The sequence below is a fragment of the Mycobacterium sp. URHB0044 genome, assembly GCF_000620625.1.
Lineage (GTDB): Bacteria > Actinomycetota > Actinomycetes > Mycobacteriales > Mycobacteriaceae > Mycobacterium.
The window spans coordinates 152,398-168,912 of the sequence record NZ_JIAW01000010.1; the positions used below are offsets into that span (position 1 = coordinate 152,398).

The 16,515-nt window shown below is 67.8% G+C and carries 21 protein-coding genes; 8 read left to right on the forward strand and 13 right to left on the reverse strand.

The annotated features are described in order from the left end of the window. The first annotated feature begins 3 nt into the window (after positions 1–3). Complete coding sequence (locus N536_RS0120855; protein ID WP_029115381.1) at positions 4–1,287, forward strand: fatty acid desaturase; 1,284 nt, start codon at positions 4–6, stop codon at positions 1,285–1,287. Between the two features lie 86 nt (positions 1,288–1,373). Here the strand turns inward: N536_RS0120855 and N536_RS0120860 are convergent, their stop codons facing one another. Genes N536_RS0120860 through aroA form a run of 4 tightly spaced genes read right to left on the reverse strand, consistent with a single transcriptional unit; the run spans position 1,374 to position 5,174 of the window. Then, a complete protein-coding gene (locus N536_RS0120860; protein ID WP_029115382.1) occupies positions 1,374–2,222 on the reverse strand; it encodes an aldo/keto reductase in 849 nt (282 codons plus the stop codon). A 2-nt stretch (positions 2,223–2,224) separates the two neighbouring features. Next, positions 2,225–2,899 (reverse strand): class I SAM-dependent methyltransferase, encoded by a 675-nt coding sequence (locus N536_RS0120865; protein ID WP_064751571.1) that lies wholly within the window; start codon positions 2,897–2,899, stop codon positions 2,225–2,227. Next, on the reverse strand, positions 2,899–3,879 hold the full coding sequence (gene rsgA / locus N536_RS0120870; RefSeq protein ID WP_029115384.1) for a ribosome small subunit-dependent GTPase A: 981 nt from the start codon (positions 3,877–3,879) through the stop codon (positions 2,899–2,901). The genes N536_RS0120865 and rsgA overlap by 1 nt, the downstream gene beginning before the upstream one ends. Next, the gene (gene aroA, locus N536_RS0120875) at positions 3,876–5,174 is read right to left on the reverse strand and encodes a 3-phosphoshikimate 1-carboxyvinyltransferase (protein WP_029115385.1); all 1,299 of its coding nucleotides are present in this window, start codon (positions 5,172–5,174) and stop codon (positions 3,876–3,878) included. Before aroA ends, rsgA begins: the two co-directional genes overlap by 4 nt. A 72-nt stretch (positions 5,175–5,246) precedes the next feature. Here aroA and N536_RS0120885 point away from each other — a divergent pair, with 72 nt between their 5' ends. Further along, positions 5,247–6,188 carry a threonine/serine dehydratase gene (locus N536_RS0120885; protein WP_197040186.1) on the forward strand — a complete coding sequence of 314 codons (942 nt, stop codon included), beginning with the start codon at positions 5,247–5,249 and terminating at the stop codon, positions 6,186–6,188. 30 nt (positions 6,189–6,218) lie between these two features. Next, the gene (locus tag N536_RS0120890; protein ID WP_029115388.1) at positions 6,219–6,989 is read left to right on the forward strand and encodes an SOS response-associated peptidase; all 771 of its coding nucleotides are present in this window, start codon (positions 6,219–6,221) and stop codon (positions 6,987–6,989) included. A gap of 3 nt (positions 6,990–6,992) precedes the next feature. On the opposite strand, the gene N536_RS0120895 is transcribed toward N536_RS0120890, so the two are convergent. The 3 genes from N536_RS0120895 to N536_RS0120905 are packed head-to-tail and all read right to left on the reverse strand — an operon-like array spanning position 6,993 to position 9,129. After that, positions 6,993–7,775 (reverse strand): class I SAM-dependent methyltransferase, encoded by a 783-nt coding sequence (locus N536_RS0120895; protein ID WP_029115389.1) that lies wholly within the window; start codon positions 7,773–7,775, stop codon positions 6,993–6,995. A gap of 4 nt (positions 7,776–7,779) precedes the next feature. Next, positions 7,780–8,628, reverse strand: a complete 849-nt coding sequence (locus N536_RS0120900; protein ID WP_029115390.1) for an NAD(P)-dependent oxidoreductase — start codon at positions 8,626–8,628, stop codon at positions 7,780–7,782. Between the two features lie 9 nt (positions 8,629–8,637). Then, on the reverse strand, positions 8,638–9,129 hold the full coding sequence (locus tag N536_RS0120905) for an aminoacyl-tRNA deacylase (protein ID WP_029115391.1): 492 nt from the start codon (positions 9,127–9,129) through the stop codon (positions 8,638–8,640). A gap of 198 nt (positions 9,130–9,327) precedes the next feature. On the opposite strand from N536_RS0120905, the gene N536_RS0120910 reads away from it, so the two are divergent. After that, positions 9,328–9,966 carry a sigma-70 family RNA polymerase sigma factor gene (locus N536_RS0120910; protein WP_029115392.1) on the forward strand — a complete coding sequence of 213 codons (639 nt, stop codon included), beginning with the start codon at positions 9,328–9,330 and terminating at the stop codon, positions 9,964–9,966. Beyond that, on the forward strand, positions 9,963–10,274 hold the full coding sequence (gene rsrA / locus N536_RS0120915; protein ID WP_029115393.1) for a mycothiol system anti-sigma-R factor: 312 nt from the start codon (positions 9,963–9,965) through the stop codon (positions 10,272–10,274). Before N536_RS0120910 ends, rsrA begins: the two co-directional genes overlap by 4 nt. Here the strand turns inward: rsrA and N536_RS43600 are convergent. Continuing rightward, positions 10,271–10,363: a 50S ribosomal protein bL37 gene (locus tag N536_RS43600; RefSeq protein WP_090355725.1), complete on the reverse strand. Its 93-nt coding sequence runs from the start codon at positions 10,361–10,363 to the stop codon at positions 10,271–10,273. The genes rsrA and N536_RS43600 overlap by 4 nt on opposite strands. A 159-nt stretch (positions 10,364–10,522) precedes the next feature. Between N536_RS43600 and N536_RS0120925 the strand changes: the two genes are divergently transcribed. Both N536_RS0120925 and N536_RS0120930 read left to right on the forward strand, forming a co-directional pair. Beyond that, the gene (locus N536_RS0120925; RefSeq protein ID WP_029115394.1) at positions 10,523–10,738 is read left to right on the forward strand and encodes a biotin/lipoyl-binding carrier protein; all 216 of its coding nucleotides are present in this window, start codon (positions 10,523–10,525) and stop codon (positions 10,736–10,738) included. 26 nt (positions 10,739–10,764) lie between these two features. Next, complete coding sequence (locus N536_RS0120930) at positions 10,765–12,276, forward strand: sensor histidine kinase (RefSeq protein ID WP_029115395.1); 1,512 nt, start codon at positions 10,765–10,767, stop codon at positions 12,274–12,276. 85 nt (positions 12,277–12,361) lie between these two features. Here the strand turns inward: N536_RS0120930 and whiB1 are convergent, their stop codons facing one another. Beyond that, positions 12,362–12,616, reverse strand: coding sequence for a transcriptional regulator WhiB1 (gene whiB1, locus N536_RS0120935; RefSeq protein ID WP_029115396.1), 255 nt, complete (start codon positions 12,614–12,616; stop codon positions 12,362–12,364). 247 nt (positions 12,617–12,863) lie between these two features. After that, entirely contained in the window at positions 12,864–13,826 is a 963-nt protein-coding gene (locus N536_RS0120940; protein ID WP_029115397.1) for a diacylglycerol kinase family protein, read from the reverse strand. Between the two features lie 42 nt (positions 13,827–13,868). On the opposite strand from N536_RS0120940, the gene N536_RS0120945 reads away from it, so the two are divergent. Further along, positions 13,869–14,294 (forward strand): hypothetical protein, encoded by a 426-nt coding sequence (locus N536_RS0120945; protein ID WP_029115398.1) that lies wholly within the window; start codon positions 13,869–13,871, stop codon positions 14,292–14,294. Here N536_RS0120945 and N536_RS0120950 read toward each other — a convergent pair. The 3 genes from N536_RS0120950 to N536_RS0120960 are packed head-to-tail and all read right to left on the reverse strand — an operon-like array spanning position 14,249 to position 16,424. Then, a complete protein-coding gene (locus N536_RS0120950; RefSeq protein WP_029115399.1) occupies positions 14,249–14,725 on the reverse strand; it encodes a GNAT family N-acetyltransferase in 477 nt (158 codons plus the stop codon). The two genes, N536_RS0120945 and N536_RS0120950, sit on opposite strands and share 46 nt — an antisense overlap. Next, complete coding sequence (locus N536_RS0120955; protein ID WP_029115400.1) at positions 14,722–15,816, reverse strand: isochorismate synthase MenF; 1,095 nt, start codon at positions 15,814–15,816, stop codon at positions 14,722–14,724. Before N536_RS0120955 ends, N536_RS0120950 begins: the two co-directional genes overlap by 4 nt. After that, positions 15,813–16,424, reverse strand: a complete 612-nt coding sequence (locus tag N536_RS0120960; protein ID WP_029115401.1) for an acid phosphatase — start codon at positions 16,422–16,424, stop codon at positions 15,813–15,815. Before N536_RS0120960 ends, N536_RS0120955 begins: the two co-directional genes overlap by 4 nt. Between the last annotated feature and the right edge of the window lie 91 nt (positions 16,425–16,515).

Sequence of the window (16,515 nt, forward strand, 5' to 3'; positions counted from 1 at the left end):
AAGATGGCAATTACTGACGTACCGGCCTTCACGCATTTGACCGAAGCCGACATCGAGAGTCTGGCCGTTGAGCTGGATGCGATCCGCCAGGACATCGAAGACTCCCGGGGAGAACGCGACTCGAAATACATTCGTCGCACCATCGCCGCGCAGCGAGCCCTCGAAGTCGCCGGCCGGTTGATGCTGGCCGCGAGTTCGCGCCGATCGGCGTGGTGGGCGGGCACCGTGACATTGGGCGTCTCCAAGATCATCGAGAACATGGAGATCGGCCACAACGTCATGCATGGCCAGTGGGACTGGATGAACGATCCCGAGATTCACTCCTCGACGTGGGAGTGGGACATGAGCGGGGCGTCCAAGCACTGGCGGTTCACCCACAACTTCATGCATCACAAGTACACCAACATCCTCGGCATGGACGACGACGTCGGCTACGGCGTCATCCGGGTCACCCGCGATGCGAAGTGGAAGCCGTTCAACCTCTACGGCAACCTGCTGTTCAACACCCTGCTGGCCATCGGCTTCGAGTGGGGCGTCGGACTGCAGCATCTCGAACTCGGCAAGATCTCCAAGGGCCGCGACGACCGCAAGGCGACCATGGTTCGCGTGCGGGAGTTCGGCGTGAAGGCGGGCGGGCAGGTGGCCAAGGACTACGTCGCATGGCCTGCGCTGACGTCGCTGTCGCCCGGGGCGACCTTCAAATCCACGCTGAAGGCCAACGCGGTGGCCAACGTCATCCGCAACGTGTGGGCCAACGCCGTGATCTTCTGCGGCCACTTCCCCGACGGCGCAGAGAAGTTCACCAAGACCGACATGGTCGGCGAGAGCAAGGGTCAGTGGTACCTGCGGCAGATGCTTGGCAGTGCCAACTTCAACGCCGGCCCGGCGCTGCGGTTCATGAGCGGCAACCTGTCGCATCAGATCGAACACCACCTCTTCCCTGATCTGCCGAGTAACCGGTACGAGGAAATCGCGGTGCGGGTGCGCCAGGTGTGCGACAAGTACGACCTGCCCTACACCACAGGCAATTTCGCGGTCCAGTACGGCAAGACGTGGCGCACCATCGCGAAGCTGTCGTTGCCGGACAAGTTCCTCAAGGACACCCGCGACAATGCGCCGGAGACTCGCAGTGAGCGGATGTTCGACGCCTTGGAGCCCGGCTTCGCCGCGACGGATCCGGTCACCGGTCGCCGCCGCGGCCTGAACACCGCGATCTCGACGGTGCGGGCCTGGCGACATGACAAGCGCGCCACCAAGCGTGCGCGCCGCGCCGAGGCGGCCGCCTAGCCTCCGTTTCTCACCTCGACACTGCGGGGAGATCGCGATTCTTGGACGTATCGCGATCTCCCCGCAGTTTCGCGTGGGGGGTCGGGTCAGTCGGGAATCAGGTCGAACGTGTCGGGATTGGGGCCGATCCGGCCGGCCTCACCGCGGTCGAGCGCGCTGATCGCTTCGAGGTCGGCGGCGCTGAGCTCGAAGTCGAACACCGCGAAGTTCTCCGCGATGCGTTGCGGCGAGACCGATTTGGGAAACACGACGTCGCCGCGCTGCACGTGCCAGCGCAGCACCACCTGGGCGGGCGTCCTGCCCGTCGCCTCGGCGATGCGCGTCACCACTGGGTCGGCGAGCACCTTGCCGCGGGCGATCGGTGACCACGCCTCGGTGACGATGCCGTGTTGCCTGCCGTAGTCGCGGACCGCGGCGTTGGTGAAGTACGGGTGCGCCTCGATCTGGTTGACCGCAGGGACGGTGTCGGTGGCGGCGGCCAACCGCTGCAGATGAGAGACCTGGAAGTTCGACACGCCGATGCTGCGCGCTCGGCCGTCTCCGGCGAACTCCTCGAGCGTCTGCCACGTGGAGATGAAGTCGCCGTCGTAGAGCGTGGGCAACGGCCAGTGGATCAGGTACAGGTCGACGTAGTCGGTGCCCAGTGCGGCGAGGGTAGCGGCGAAAGCGCTTCGCGCATCGGCTGGTTCGTGAAAGCCGTTGTTCAGCTTGCTGGTGATGAACACGTCGCTGCGGTCGACGCCCGCGGCGCGGATGCCCTCACCGACACCCTGCTCGTTGTGGTACATCGCGGCGGTGTCGATGTGGCGATAGCCGATGTCGAGCGCGGTGCGCACGGCGTCGGCGGTTTCGTCCGGCGCCACCTTGTAGACGCCGAAGCCCAGCTGTGGGATGCGTGCGCCGTCGTTCAGTTCGATCGTGGGTATCGGAGTCACGCCTATAGTCTGGCCGACGCGCGGTTCTGGCCGGCGACGGGCTTCCTGGCGATCAGAAAGGCCTGCGGCGTCGACTCCACGCCGTCGCCGTTCGATTCGCGGACCGTCTGCGCGTACACGGGCAGCCCGGCTGCGGCCAGTTCGGAGGCCACGGCGGCGGGCCTTCTGCGGTGGAAGAACACGTCGACGGACGCGCCGAACGCCTCGGTCAAGTGACGCGGCTGGTCGCCGACCTGAAAGGCGAGGAGCGCGAAGCCGCCAGGGGCCAGGACCCGGCGAAACTCCGAGAACGTCTGCGGCAGATGCGAATCTGGCACGTGAATGGTCGAATACCAGGCACAGACGCCCCCGAACTGGTCGTCGGGCAGGTCGAGATCCGTCATCGAACCGACGGCGAACAAGACGTCGGGAAGGCGCAGGCGGGCCTGTTCGATCATGTTGGGGGACAGGTCGACACCGGTCGGTTCGAGCCCGTGTTCGCGAAGCATCCCGGTGGCGACACCCGTCCCGCAGCCGATGTCAACGACGGCGGTGTTGCCCGTCGCCCGCACCAGGCTCGCGAAGGCGCTGAACATGCCCAGTTCCACCGGTTTCCCGTCGAGGTGGTTCCCGAACTGCTTTGCATACCCTTCGGCCATCGCGTCGTACCCATCGCGGGCGCGCTGCAGAAACTCCATCAACCTTCCTTCAACGCCGCCAACAGTCGCCTCGCCGCGCCCACCCGATCGGCCGCCGCGCCGGTCAACGTGTCCAACGCGCATTCCGGATCGGCGGGCGGGCCCAGGTGACCACACCCGCGCGGGCAGTCGTCGATCGCTTCGGCGAGATCGGAGAAGGCCAGCAGCACGTCGTCCGGGGCGATGTGGGCCAGGCCGAACGACCGCACGCCCGGCGTGTCGATCACCCAACCCGATTGCGGCAGCGGCAATGCCACCGACTGCGACGACGTGTGCTTGCCCTTGCCGACGCCCGACACCTCGCCGGTGGCCCGGTGCTGCAGCGGCAGGATGCGGTTCACCAGCGTCGACTTCCCGACCCCGGAGTGGCCAAGCAGCACCGTCGACTTTCCGGTGAGCAGGTCGGTGACGGGCTCCAACGGGGCGTCTCGGCCGGTGGTCACCACGATCAGGTCCAGCCCGGCGAACTGGGCCGCGAACGGCTCTGGTGGTGCCAGATCGGTCTTGGTCAGGCACAGGATCGGCGTCAATCCACCGGCGTATGCGGCGATCAACGACCGCTCGACGAACCCGGTTCGTGGTGGGGGATCGACCAGCGCGACGACGATCAGCAACTGGTCGGCATTCGCGACCACCACGCGCTCGGTGGGGTCGGTGTCATCTGCGGTGCGGCGCAACAGGGTTCGGCGTTCGCCGCGCCGGATGATGCGGGCCAGGGCGTCGGGCTTGCCGGACAGGTCTCCGACGACGCCGACGTCGTCTCCGACGACGATCGGGGTCCGGCCCAGTTCCCGCGCCCGCATCGCGGTGACGACGCGGTCGGGGTCGCCACCGAGCGCGCATCCCCACCGGCCCCGGTCGACGGTGACCACCATGGCGTCCTGGGCGTCGGCGTGCCCGGGTCGGGTCTTCGTCCGCGGCCGTGAGCCCCGGCCGGCGCGTACCCGGACGTCGGACTCGTCGTAGTCGGTGGACTTCAAGGGATTTGGGGCACCTGCCCGGTCAGCATGTCCGCCCACATCCGCGGAAAGTCGGGCAGCGTCTTGGCGGTGGTGCCGACGTCGTCGACGGCCACACCGACCGCCCGCAACCCGACGATGGCCCCCGCCGTCGCCATGCGGTGGTCCGCATACGAGCGCCAAACATTCCCGTGCAGCGGCCGCGCGGTGATCACCAGGCCGTCCGCCGACTCCTCGCATTGACCGCCGACGCCGTTGATCTCCGCCGTCAGTGCGGCCAGCCGGTCGGTCTCGTGGCCGCGCAGATGTGCGATGCCGCCAAGACGCGACACCGACCCGGGCTGCGCGAGCGCGGCGATCGCCGCGACCGACGGCGCGAGCTCGCCGACGTCGTGCAGGTCCGCCTCGAAGCCGCCGAAGGCCTGCGGTCCGGTCACCTCGAGGTACGAATCCTCCTGCCGGACAACGGCTCCGATCTTCTCGAGGAGTTCGATGATGGTGCCTGCGGGTTGCACGCTGACGCGCGGCCAACCCGGGATTCGCACGACGCCGCCGGTGACGATCGCCGCGGCCAGGAACGGCACGGCGTTGGACAGGTCGGGCTCGATGGCCCAGTGTCGCGCCGCGACCGCGCCAGGGGCGACGTGCCACCGGTTGCCCAGGGTGTCGTCGACGTCGACCCCGGCCTCGCGCAGCATGGACACCGTCATCGCGACGTGCGGCGCCGACGGTACGGACTCGCCGGTGTGGACCACCGTCAGCCCATCGGTGAACGTGGCGCCCGACAGCAGCAATCCGGAGACGAATTGCGATGATGCCGACGCGTCGATCTCGACGGTGCCGCCCGCCACGGATCCGCTGCCGTGCACCCGGAACGGCAGCCCGTCGCCGTCCAGCGCCACACCGAGCGCACGCAGGGCGTCGAGCAGGGGAGCGATGGGCCGGGACCGGGCCTGCTCGTCGCCGTCGAACGTGACCACCTCGGTGCCCAGCGCGGCCACCGGCGGGAGGAAGCGCAACACCGTGCCTGCCAGCCCGCAGTCGACCGTCGCACCGCGTGCGGGGGCGATCGCACCACTGACCGAGAGTTCGGTGCCCGCCACGTCGAGCGCTACGCCCAGCGCCTGCAGTGCGCCGATCATGAGGTCGGTGTCGCGGCTGCGGAGCGCGCCGCCGAGCGTCGACGTGCCCTGTGGCCCCGCTAGTGCCGCCAGCACCAACGCCCGGTTGGTCTGGGACTTGGATCCGGGCACGGTGACCGTCGCATGCACGGGTTTCGCCGCGACGGGGGCCGGCCAGGCGTTCAGGGATTCCATCGCGGTACATCCTGCCACCAGGTCGGCGCCCCGACGCCGAGTCTCTGCGCGATCAGCGGCACACTGCAAGGCGTGCTCACACGCTCGGACATCGACGCTACGTACCGCACCATCGCCGGCCATCTCCGGCGCACGCCGGTGATCGACATCGGGGCAGGCGCGTTCACCCGTACCGGTACGGGCAGCACGGTGCTGAAGCTCGAACAGCTGCAGTGCTCGGGATCATTCAAGGCGCGGGGGGCCTTCGCCAACCTCGTGCTGCGCGAGGTCGGGCCGGCCGGCGTGGTCGCCGCGTCGGGTGGGAACCACGGCGTCGCCGTCGCGTACGCGGCGCACCGGCTCGGCATCACCGCGTCGATCTTCGTGCCGTCGATATCGGCACCCGCCAAGGTCGACCGGATTCGGCAGCTCGGCGCGAACCTGGTGGTCGGCGGTGACCGCTACGCCGATGCGCTCGTCGCCAGTGCCGACCACGCCGCCACGACCGGTGCGCTGCCCGTGCACGCGTTCGACCAGACCGAAACCCTGCTTGGGCAAGCCAGCCTCGCCGTCGAGCTCGCCGAGCAGGCGCCCGAGCTGGACACCGTGCTGGTGCCCGTCGGCGGCGGCGGGTTGATCGGCGGCGTCGCGGCGTATTACGCGGGCAGTGTGCGCGTCGTCGGGGTGGAGCCCGAGGGCGCGCCAACGCTGAGCATGGCCAGAGCGGCGGGCCGGCCGGTGGATGCTCCCACCGAGGGCATCGCGGCTGACGCGCTCGCGCCGAAACGGGTCGGTGAGCTGGTCTTCCCGATCACCGAGAAGTACGTCAGCCAGGTGGTGCTCGTCTCCGACGACGCGATCGCCGAGGGGCAGCGGCAGCTGTGGCAGACGCTGCGGGTGATCGCCGAACCCGCGGCAGCGGTCGGTGTGGCGGCCCTGCTGTCCGGCGCCTATCGGCCCGAGCCGGACGAGCGCGTCGGGGTGGTCATCACCGGCGCGAACACGTCTCCCAGCGTGACCGATCTCGCGAGCTAACCGTCGGTGCCGTCTGCCACCATGGGATGCATGTGTGGGCGATTCGCGGTGACCACCGACCCGGCGTTGCTGGCCGAGAAGATCAAGGCGATCGACGAGGCGACGAACGCGGCGAAGGATCCGCCCTCCTCGAACTACAACGTCGCGCCAACGACGACCATCAGCACCGTGGTGAAGCGCCACGCCGAGCCCGACGACGAGTCGACGCGCCGCGTGCGGCTGATGCGCTGGGGCCTGATCCCGCCGTGGGTCAAGAGTGGTGAGGACGGCGCGCCGGACACCAAGGGCCCACTGCTGATCAACGCCCGGGCCGACAAGGTGACCACGTCGCCGGCGTTCCGCACCTCGGCCAAGGGCAGGCGGTGTCTGGTCCCCATGGACGGCTGGTACGAGTGGCGGCCCAGCGGAGAGGTGGGCGGCAAGAAGGCGCCGAAGACGCCGTTCTTCATGTACGGCACCGACGGTGAGCCCTTGTTCATGGCGGGCTTGTGGACCACGTGGCGGCCCAAGGATGGGCCGAAGGACAGCCCACCGTTGATGAGTTGCACCATCATCACCACCGACGCGGCCGGTCCGTTGGCCGAGATCCACGACCGGATGCCGCTGACCATCAGTGAACGCGACTGGGACCGCTGGCTGGATCCGGACGCGCCGATCGACGAGGGCCTGCTGCGCGGCCACGGCGACCTCGACCGGATCGCCATCCGCCAGGTGTCGCGGCTGGTGAACAGCGTCCGCAACAACGGCCCCGAGCTCATCGAGCCCGCCGAACCGGAACCCGAGCAGGCGACGCTGCTGTAGCGGTCACCGTCGCCGGGCGGTCACCACCACGTACGGGGTTTCGAACGACACCACACCGTCGTTCGTCACGTGCGTTCGCAGCGTGGCCTCGAACGCTGCCCGTAGCTGGTCGCTGCGTGCGGCGTCGAGGTTGTTCAGCAGGGCGACGTGCATCGGTGACTCGCGAGTCATGAAGCCCAACGCGGCGTCCATCGAGTCGAATCGCCATGTGAGCGAGGCATTCTCGATCTCGACGTCGACGAAGTCGGTCGCCAGTCGTGTGGCGATCACGTCGGGATCGCCCCATTGGTCGGGCGTGTATTCCGGTTCGGGGCTCGAACCGAGAACCGCGACGATCGGGCTCATGAATGGATTGTTGACATCGCGCACCCACGACGAGAACCCGAGAACGCCGCCCGTCGCGAGCAGGCGGCCGAACTCGGCAGCCTGGGCGGTGGGTTCGACGAAGATGATCCCAATGTTCGACACCACTGCGTCGAACTCGTGCGCGGGCAGCCCGGTGTCGGCGGCGTCGCCGGTGAGCCAGTCGATGGTTCGGCCTGCGCGGGCAGCCTTTTGCGCGCCGATCGCGATCAGGTCCGGAGTGATGTCCAGGGCGGTCACCCGTGCGCCGAGGCCTGCGGCGGCGAGGGCGGCATTTCCGGTGCCACAGGCGAGATCGGCCAACGCGGCGTCACCGAGGGGTCGGCGCCGATGCACGGCGAAGACGACTTCGGTGGCGATGGGTGCGATGCGCTCGGCGACCGACTCGTAGCGGCCGGACGACCAGACCGTGGGAGACGACACGGCGTCAGGACCCCGTGTAGCCCGGCGGGTTCGGGGTGTCGACCCAGAGGTCGACGCCCAATTCCGAGCCCGGTACGCAGTCGTAGATAGACAGGTCGGTGATGCCCGAATCCAACAGCACGTCCTCGCACAGCAGGCTTTGACCGGTGTAGCTGGCTGCGGGTCGGTTGAGAATCGCGTACGCCGCGTCGGCGTAGACGGAGGGTTTGCGTGCCCGGGCCATCGCCTCGTCGCCGCCCAGCAGATTCTGCACTGCCGCCGTGGCGACCAGCGTGCGAGGCCACAGCGTGTTGGAGGCGATGCCGGCTTCACGCATCTCTTCGGCGATTCCCAAGGCGCACAACGTCATACCGAACTTGGCCATCATGTAGGCGGTCGGCTTCAGCCATTCGGACTCCAGCCGGATGGGCGGCGACAGTGTCAGGATGTGCGGATTCTCGCGGCCCTTCATGTGCGGGATGCACGCCTGCGACACCGTGTAGGTACCGCGCACCTGGATGCCGTTCATCAAGTCGAAGCGCTTCAGCGGCACGTCCTCGATCGAGCCGAGGTTGATCGCCGAGGCGTTGTTCACGCAGATGTCGATGCCACCGAACTGCTCGACCGCCTTGGCGACGGCCGACGTCACCGAGTCGCCGTCGCGAATGTCGCCGACGATGGGCAGCGCCTGACCGCCGGCCTCCTCGATCTCCTTGGCAGCGGTATAGACGGTGCCTTCGAGCTTGGGGTGCGGCTCGGCGGTCTTGGCGACCAGCGCGATGTTGGCGCCGTCGGCGGCGGCCTTCTTGGCGATGGCCAGCCCGATACCGCGGCTGGCACCGGAGATGAACATGGTCTTCCCAGAGAGCGACATGGCGTCACCCTACGATGCGCGAATGTCGGCGATCACCGCTTCGGTGAGCCGTACGAGGTCACCGGGCGCCAGCGCCACGTCCCAACCTCGCTTGCCCGCACTGCACAGCACCCGGTCCCACGCCATCGCGGAGGCGTCCACCACGGTCGGGAGGGGCCTGCGTTGTCCCAGCGGCGAGACACCGCCCAGCACGTAGCCGGTGGACCGTTCGACCGCGGCCCGTTCGGCCATGGCCGCCTTCGGCACTCCGAGCGCCGCGGCGGCGGCCTTGAGCGACAACTTGGACGGCACCGGGAGCACCGCCACCGCGAGGCCGCGCGGCACCGAGACCACCAGCGTCTTGAGGACCTGGTCCGGCTGCACGCCCGCGGTGACGACGAGTTCGTTGGCGGCCTCCTCGCCGAAGGACTCGGCGCGCGGATCGTGATGGAATCGCAGCACCTCGTGGGGCACTCCCGCGCTCACCAGCGCGGCGAGGGCGGGAGTCGCTGCGCTGGCCACCGGCTCACCTTAGTAACGGGAACAACTGCATACCGCGATGCCGTTGTTGGAGGCAGTCAGCGCCGTCGGCCGAATTCCGTCGGACCCAACCTCTAGGATCAGAAAGGGGAACTTGTGCACACGGCTTGCCTGGAACGTCCGGTGGACCTGCTGGACCCGTTCGAAGGGGCCGCTATGGAAGGGACGGTGTCGCCTCAGATGACAGACGTCGACGGGTCGATACCCGCCGCGCCCGAGGAGACGGACGCCGAGCTGACCGCACGGTTCGAGCGTGACGCGATTCCTCTACTGGACCAGCTCTACGGTGGCGCCCTGCGGATGACCCGCAACCCGGCAGACGCCGAAGACCTGCTGCAGGAAACCATGGTCAAGGCCTACGCGGGTTTCCGTTCGTTCCGCGAGGGCACCAACCTCAAGGCGTGGCTGTACCGGATTCTCACCAATACGTACATCAACAGCTACCGCAAGAAGCAACGTCAGCCGGCGGAGTATCCCACCGAGGAGATCACCGACTGGCAGCTCGCGGCGAACGCCGAGCATTCGTCCACCGGATTGCGGTCGGCCGAGGTCGAGGCCATGGAGGCGCTGCCGGACACCGAAATCAAGGCGGCGCTGCAGGCGCTGCCGGAGGACTTCCGGATGGCGGTGTACTACGCCGACGTCGAAGGGTTCCCGTACAAGGAGATCGCAGAGATCATGGATACCCCCATTGGGACGGTGATGTCCCGGCTGCACCGCGGCCGCAAACAGCTTCGTGAATTGCTGGCGGACGTCGCGCGAGATCGTGGCTTCCTACGAGGTCAGCAGCTCGACACGCCGGAAGGAGTGACGTCATGAGCGACGACTTCTCGCGCCCCGAGGATCACGACTTCCGCCCGCCGGTGGGTCCGGTCGACCCCGAGCATCCCGAATGCGCGGCGGTGATCGCCGAGGTATGGACGCTCCTTGACGGCGAATGCACCACCGAGACGCGCGACAAGCTGCGTCATCATCTCGAGGAATGCCCGACGTGCCTTCGCCAATACGGCGTCGAGGAGCGGGTGAAGCGACTGATCGCCACGAAGTGCAGCGGTGACAAGGCGCCGGATCGGCTCCGGCAGCGGCTGCGGATCGAGATCAGCCGCACCACCATCTACCGCGGTTAGCGCACCGACTTCGAGCCGGCGTTGGGCCGCTTGCCGTGGTTGGCCTTGGTGTGCTTCCGGTCACGCTTCTTGCGGCCACGCTTGGCCATGATGGTCCTCCGTCGAGTCAGTTGCTTACACACAGTCTCTCATGACCCGGGTGTGCGGTTACAAATCCGATCCTGTGGTTCGATGTACGCGCAGCACTGCTTAGGTGTTCCACGGTCGCCCGAAACCCTGGCGACCTGAGAAAGACGAGTGGAGTGAAGATGGCCGAGGACGTTCGCGCAGAGATCGTGGCCAGTGTGCTCGAGGTCGTGGTTAGCGAGGGCGATCAGATCGGCGAGGGCGACACTCTGGTTCTGCTGGAGTCGATGAAGATGGAGATTCCCGTACTGGCCGAGGTGGCCGGCACGGTCACCGAGGTGAAGGTCTCCGTCGGCGACGTCATCCAGGCGGGCGACCTCATCGCCGTCATCAGCTAGGGCGCCGAGCGCCCTGAAGGACACCCATGTCGACGCTCGGTGATCTCCTCGCCGAGCACACCGTCCTGCCCGGCAGCGCCGTGGACCACCTGCACGCGGTGGTTGGCGAATGGCAGCTGCTGGCCGACCTCTCCTTCGCCGATTACCTCATGTGGGTGCGCCGTGACGACGGCAATCTGGTGTGCGTCGCCCAGATCAGGCCCAATACCGCGCCCACCGTGGTGCTGGCCGACGCCGTCGGCACCCTCAACACGGGCGACGACATGCCGGTGGTGCTCGCCGCGTTCGAGTCTGGCCACATCGGTCGGGAAAGTGACGCGGGACAGGGCAATTCGCACGGGAATTCGCATGACGGCGTCTGGCTCGACGTCGAGGCCGTCCCGGTCCGTCACGCCGACCAGGTGGTCGCCGTCCTCACCCATCAGACGGCATTGGCCGACCGGCGCAAGGCCAGCCCCCTGGAGCGCGCGTATTTGGACTGTGCCCGCGACCTGTTGCACATGCTGTCGGAGGGCACCTTCCCCAACGTCGGGGATCTGGCGATGTCGCGCTCGAGCCCGCGCGTGGGCGACGGCTTCATCCGGCTGGATGGCGGGGGAGGAGTCGAGTACGCCAGTCCGAACGCGATCTCGGCCTATCACCGCATGGGTCTGGCCGCCGAACTCGAGGGGCACAACCTCGTCACCGTCACCCGGCCACTGATCACCGACCCGTTCGAGGCGCAGGAGCTGGCCAACCACGTGAGGGACTCGCTGGCAGGTGGCTCCAGCATGCGCATGGAGGTCGACGCGGGCGGTGCGGCCGTGCTGCTGCGCACGCTGCCGCTGGTGGCGAACGGAAAGGCCACCGGCGCCGCCGTCCTGATCCGCGACGTCACCGAGGTGAAGCGCCGCGACCGTGCGCTGCTGTCCAAGGACGCGACCATTCGTGAGATCCATCACCGGGTGAAGAACAACCTGCAGACGGTGGCGGCGCTGCTGCGTCTGCAGGCCCGCCGCACCAACAATCCGGAGGGGCGCGAGGCGCTCATCGAATCGGTGCGACGGGTGTCGTCGATCGCGATGGTGCATGACGTGTTGTCGATGTCGGTGGACGAGGAGGTCAACCTCGACGAGGTCGTGGACCGAATCCTGCCGATCATGAATGACGTCGCATCGGTGGACACCCCCATCCGGATCGTCCGCGAAGGCGCCCTGGGCATGCTCGACGCCGACCGGGCCACGGCGCTGGTCATGGTGGTCACGGAGTTGGTGCAGAACGCGATCGAGCACGCCTACGACGAGTCGACCCCACAGGGCTGCGTGACGATTCGGTCCGAGCGCTCGGCGCGTTGGCTCGACGTCGTGGTGCACGACGACGGTCGCGGACTTCCGGAGGGATTCAGCCTCGAGAAGTCGGACCGGTTGGGTTTGCAAATCGTGCGCACCCTCGTGGGTGCGGAATTGGACGGCTCACTGGGGATGCACCAAGCACCCAACGGAGGCACCGAAGTGGTGCTGCGCGTGCCGATTGGCAGACGCACCCGGCTGGCGCAATGACCGACCACCGTTGGTTGCCTTGGCGTACGCAGACTTACGGCCCCGGTTTTCACCGGGGCCGTAAGTTTGGTAGATCGCGGTAGAGCTAGACGGTTGTACGCGCCTTGGTGCGCGCGTTGCGGCGCTTGAGGGCGCGGCGTTCGTCTTCGCTCATGCCGCCCCAGACGCCGGCGTCCTGGCCGGACTCAAGGGCCCAGCTGAGGCACTCGGTCGTCACCGGGCAGCGGTTGCAGACAAGCTTTGCGTCAGCGATCTGAGCGAGCGCCGGGCCGCTATTCCCTACCGGGAAGAACAGTTCCGGATCCTCGTCACGACAGACCGCCTTGTGCCGCCAATCCATAGCTTCCAACTCCTTATCGTGTGCGCAGCAAGACGCACGAGCTTTTCTTCGGCTGTTAACGCGTGCATTCGGAATGTTTCTGCACTGTTGCATCCGATGCTTCCACAGGCTTAACAGATGTCAATAGAAGCGCGTTAACACGTGTGCAATGTCACTGGGGCAATGCGTTACCAGAACCCTTACCCGTTTGTACTACACTAAACCCACTTGCGCCCTTAATTGAATCCTGTGAACGCATAACTCCAGGTCAAGAGGTTATTGCGGGCGGTGCAACGACGCCCAGAGCATCCGGTACGGCGGTGAACGTCATCGTTTCGCGCAGACCTACGTAATCTCCGTCGATCTGACAGGCCACGGGCGCCTCACTCGCCACCCGGACCCACGCCAGGTCGTCCTCGCGGACCAGATGCTTGGCCTCGAGCCGGGGCTTACGGGACAGCATCCGACCCACCAGCCGCAGATTCGCCCACACGTTCATGCTGGTGACGGCGAAGACGCCAACCCCCGTCTCGAACGTCGTGGTGGGGTTCGTCCACACCGGTCGGGTGTTCGCGTAGGTCCACGGGCTGGAGTTGGACACGAATGCGAAGTGCACGCCGTCGACGGGCTCCTGACCGGGCAGGTGCACGGTCAGCGACGGCTCCCGCCGAGCGCTGGCCAGCATTTCGCGCACCGCGACGCGGATGTAGCGCGACGCGGTGACCTTGCGGCCCTTCTCCCGCTGAGCCTCGACGGCGGCGACGACGTCACCGTCGACGCCCATGCCCGCGGTGAAGACTGCCCAGCGTTCACCGCAGTCCATCAACCCGATGCGCCGCCAGGGCACTCCGCGGCGATAGTCGCCGAGAACGTCGATGAGCTGATTCGTCGCCTGGATCGGGTCGGCGCTGATGCCGAGCGCGCGGGCGAAGACGTTGGCAGAACCGCCGGGCACCACCCCCACCGCCGGCTGCCGCTGTGTGGGGCCGCGGCTGCCGCAATCGCCGAGGATGCCGTTGGCCACCTCGTTCACCGTGCCGTCGCCGCCGTGGACGATCACCACGTCGATTCCGTCGCGGGTGGCGTCACGAGCGATCTCGATGGCATGCCCGCGGTGGTCGGTGTGGACGACCGTCAGGCTGACCCTGCTCTCCAGCGCGTGCGCGAGGAGATCGCGTCCCGCTGCGGTGGTCGATGTCGCGTTCGGGTTCACGATCAGCACGGCACGCACGGGACGTCAGCCTAACCGTCGCCAAGCTCTAGGCTGGCCGTCGTGATCGTTCCCGCACCGGCGACGGTGCGTCAGGCCGGTGCCTTGGTGGCACTCGAGGGCGCCGCTGCCGTCATCGTGGCCGCGGTGCTGGTGGTGCTCCACCTGGGCGGCTCCGAGGACCCTCCTGGCTTCAGCGGGTACGGCACGGCGGGGTGGTTCGTCGTGATGGGCTCCGCCGTACTCGCGGCCGGCTGGGCGTTGTGGACGGGCCGCCGGTGGGGCCGAGGGATCGCGGTGTTCGCCCAACTCCTGCTCCTGCCGGTCGCCTGGTACATGGCTGTCGGCTCACAACAGTGGCTCTACGGCGTGCCCATCGCCATCGTCGCGGTGTTGGTCCTGGTACTGCTGTTCAGCAGGCCGACCCTGGAGTGGTTGGCGGTTCAGTCACCCGCGAGTGCGGACAACTCGGGTCCCGACACCCGGTAGGTGATCCAGTCGGTCTGCGGGCGCCCGCCGACCGCGTCGTACAGGCCGATCGCGTTGACGTTCCAGTCCAGCACCGCCCACGACAACCGGGTGTAGCCGCCTTCCACGCATTCGCGGGCCAACGTCGACAGCAGCTTGCGGCCGAGGCCGAGCCTGCGGAACTGGGGCCGGACGAACAGGTCCTCGAGGTAGATGCCGGCCACGCCGTCCCAGGTGGAGAAGTTGCGGAACCACAGCGCACAGGCAGCGGGCTGCCCGTCGACCTCGGCGATGTGTGCCTGTACCGACGGCGCGTCGCCGAAAAGCGCTGTGCGCATTTGGGATTCGGTGACCACGCACTCGGCCGCGGCGTGTTCGAATTCGGCCAGCTCGTGCACCATGGCGGTCAGCTCTGCCTCGTCACCGGGCCGGACACGGCGAATCTGGATCATGAAGGTACTCCCAACGCTGACATGATGGTTCGAAACTTCGTGGTGGTCTCGGCGACTTCCTCATCGGCGTCGGATTCGGCGACGATGCCGCCACCCGAGCGAGCCTCGGCGCTGCGCCGGTCGGCGGACAGTTGGGCGCAACGGATGGACACCACCCAGCGTCCGTCGCCGGCAGCGTTGCACCAGCCGACCGCTCCGGCATAGAAGCCGCGGTCGCCCTCCAATTCGCTGATCAGCTGAGCCGCCGCCACGGTGGGCACGCCGCCCACCGCCGGTGTCGGATGCAAGGCGACGGCGAGATCCAATGCCGTCGTGGAAGATTCGCGCAATCGACCGGTGATGGGCGTGCTGAGGTGCCACACCGTCGACGTGCTGCTGAGCTCCGGCGGGTAGGCGATCGACAAGTCGACGCACAGCGGATCGAGCACCTTGCGCATCTCGTCGACGACGAGTTGGTGCTCGTGCAGGTTCTTGGCCGACTCGGCCAGCGCGGCGCCGTTGGCCCGATCCGCGGCGGGATCTGACGAACGGGGTGCCGACCCCGCGAACGGCCGGCAGGTCACCACGTCGCCGGTGCGCGCCACCAGCAGTTCGGGGCTTGCGCCGACGAGCGCGGTGCCGGCGTGATCTCCGCCTGCGGGGGTGAGATCGGCGAAATACGCGTTGGCCGTGTCGTCTTCGGCGAGGCGGCTGAGGATGGTGAGCACGTCGAGCGGGCCGTCGGCGACCAGGCGCAGGGCCCGTGCGAGGACCACCTTGAGCAGGCCTGAGCGTGGATCGTTCAACCGCGTGATCGCCTCGGCGACGCGGGCGTGATGCACGTCGGGGTAGGGCAGCATCTCGGCGACCCGCACCGCAGGCAGGTCCCGTCGCGGCCAGTCGGGCAGCGCGTCGAGGAAGCGCGCTTCCCGCGGCCGCATCAGCGCGGTCGGACGCGTCGTATCGAAGGGCAAGGCGCCCAACACGATCGGTGCGTCACCCGCGGCCAGAGCGGCCCTGGCGTCGTCGAGGGACGGATATGCGGTGTGCACACCATCGGCGACCACCACGCCGGCGCGGCCGGCCATCACGAAGGACGGTTCGCCGGTCACCTCGGTAGACACGGGTTGACGTGACCGGCCAGGCCGAGCGCGGTGATCTGACGCACGCCATGCTCGAATCCGCACACGCCGATCGACGCCGCCGCCATGGAGAACCGAATGCCCTCGTAGAGCGGCTGTTCGATCCACCGGGTCAGCACCGAACGCGAGAAGTGGCCGTGCCCGACGAAGATCACGTCACGCGACTCCATGCGCTCCAGCGCCATCGCGATGGCCTGATCGGCACGTTCGCAGACCTGCGCGACAGTCTCACCGCCGGGACAGCCGTGCGTCCAGACCAGCCAGTCCGGTACCGCCTTGCGGATGTCCTCGGTGGTGGTGCCCTCGTAGTCGCCGTAGTCCCACTCCGCCAGCAGCGGGGACACCTCGTCGACCTTCAGGCCGGCCAATTCGGCCGTTACCAGCGCGCGGTGGCGCGGGCTGCTGATCACCACCGGATCCTCCAGCTGCAGCTCGCCGAGTGCTTCGGCGGCCAGCCTGGCCTGCTCGCGACCCTCGTCGGTGAGGTCGAGATCGGTGCGGCTGGTGTGCTTGCCGGATTTCGACCACTCCGTCTCGCCGTGCCGAAGCAGCAGGAGACGATGCCGTTGGATGCTCACTCCGCGAATTCTGCCGCACGGCGGGCCCGACCCCCCGGGCGCGTGCTTGGATGAACGTGTCGGAGGGCGAGCGAAGCGACGGGGTGAGATT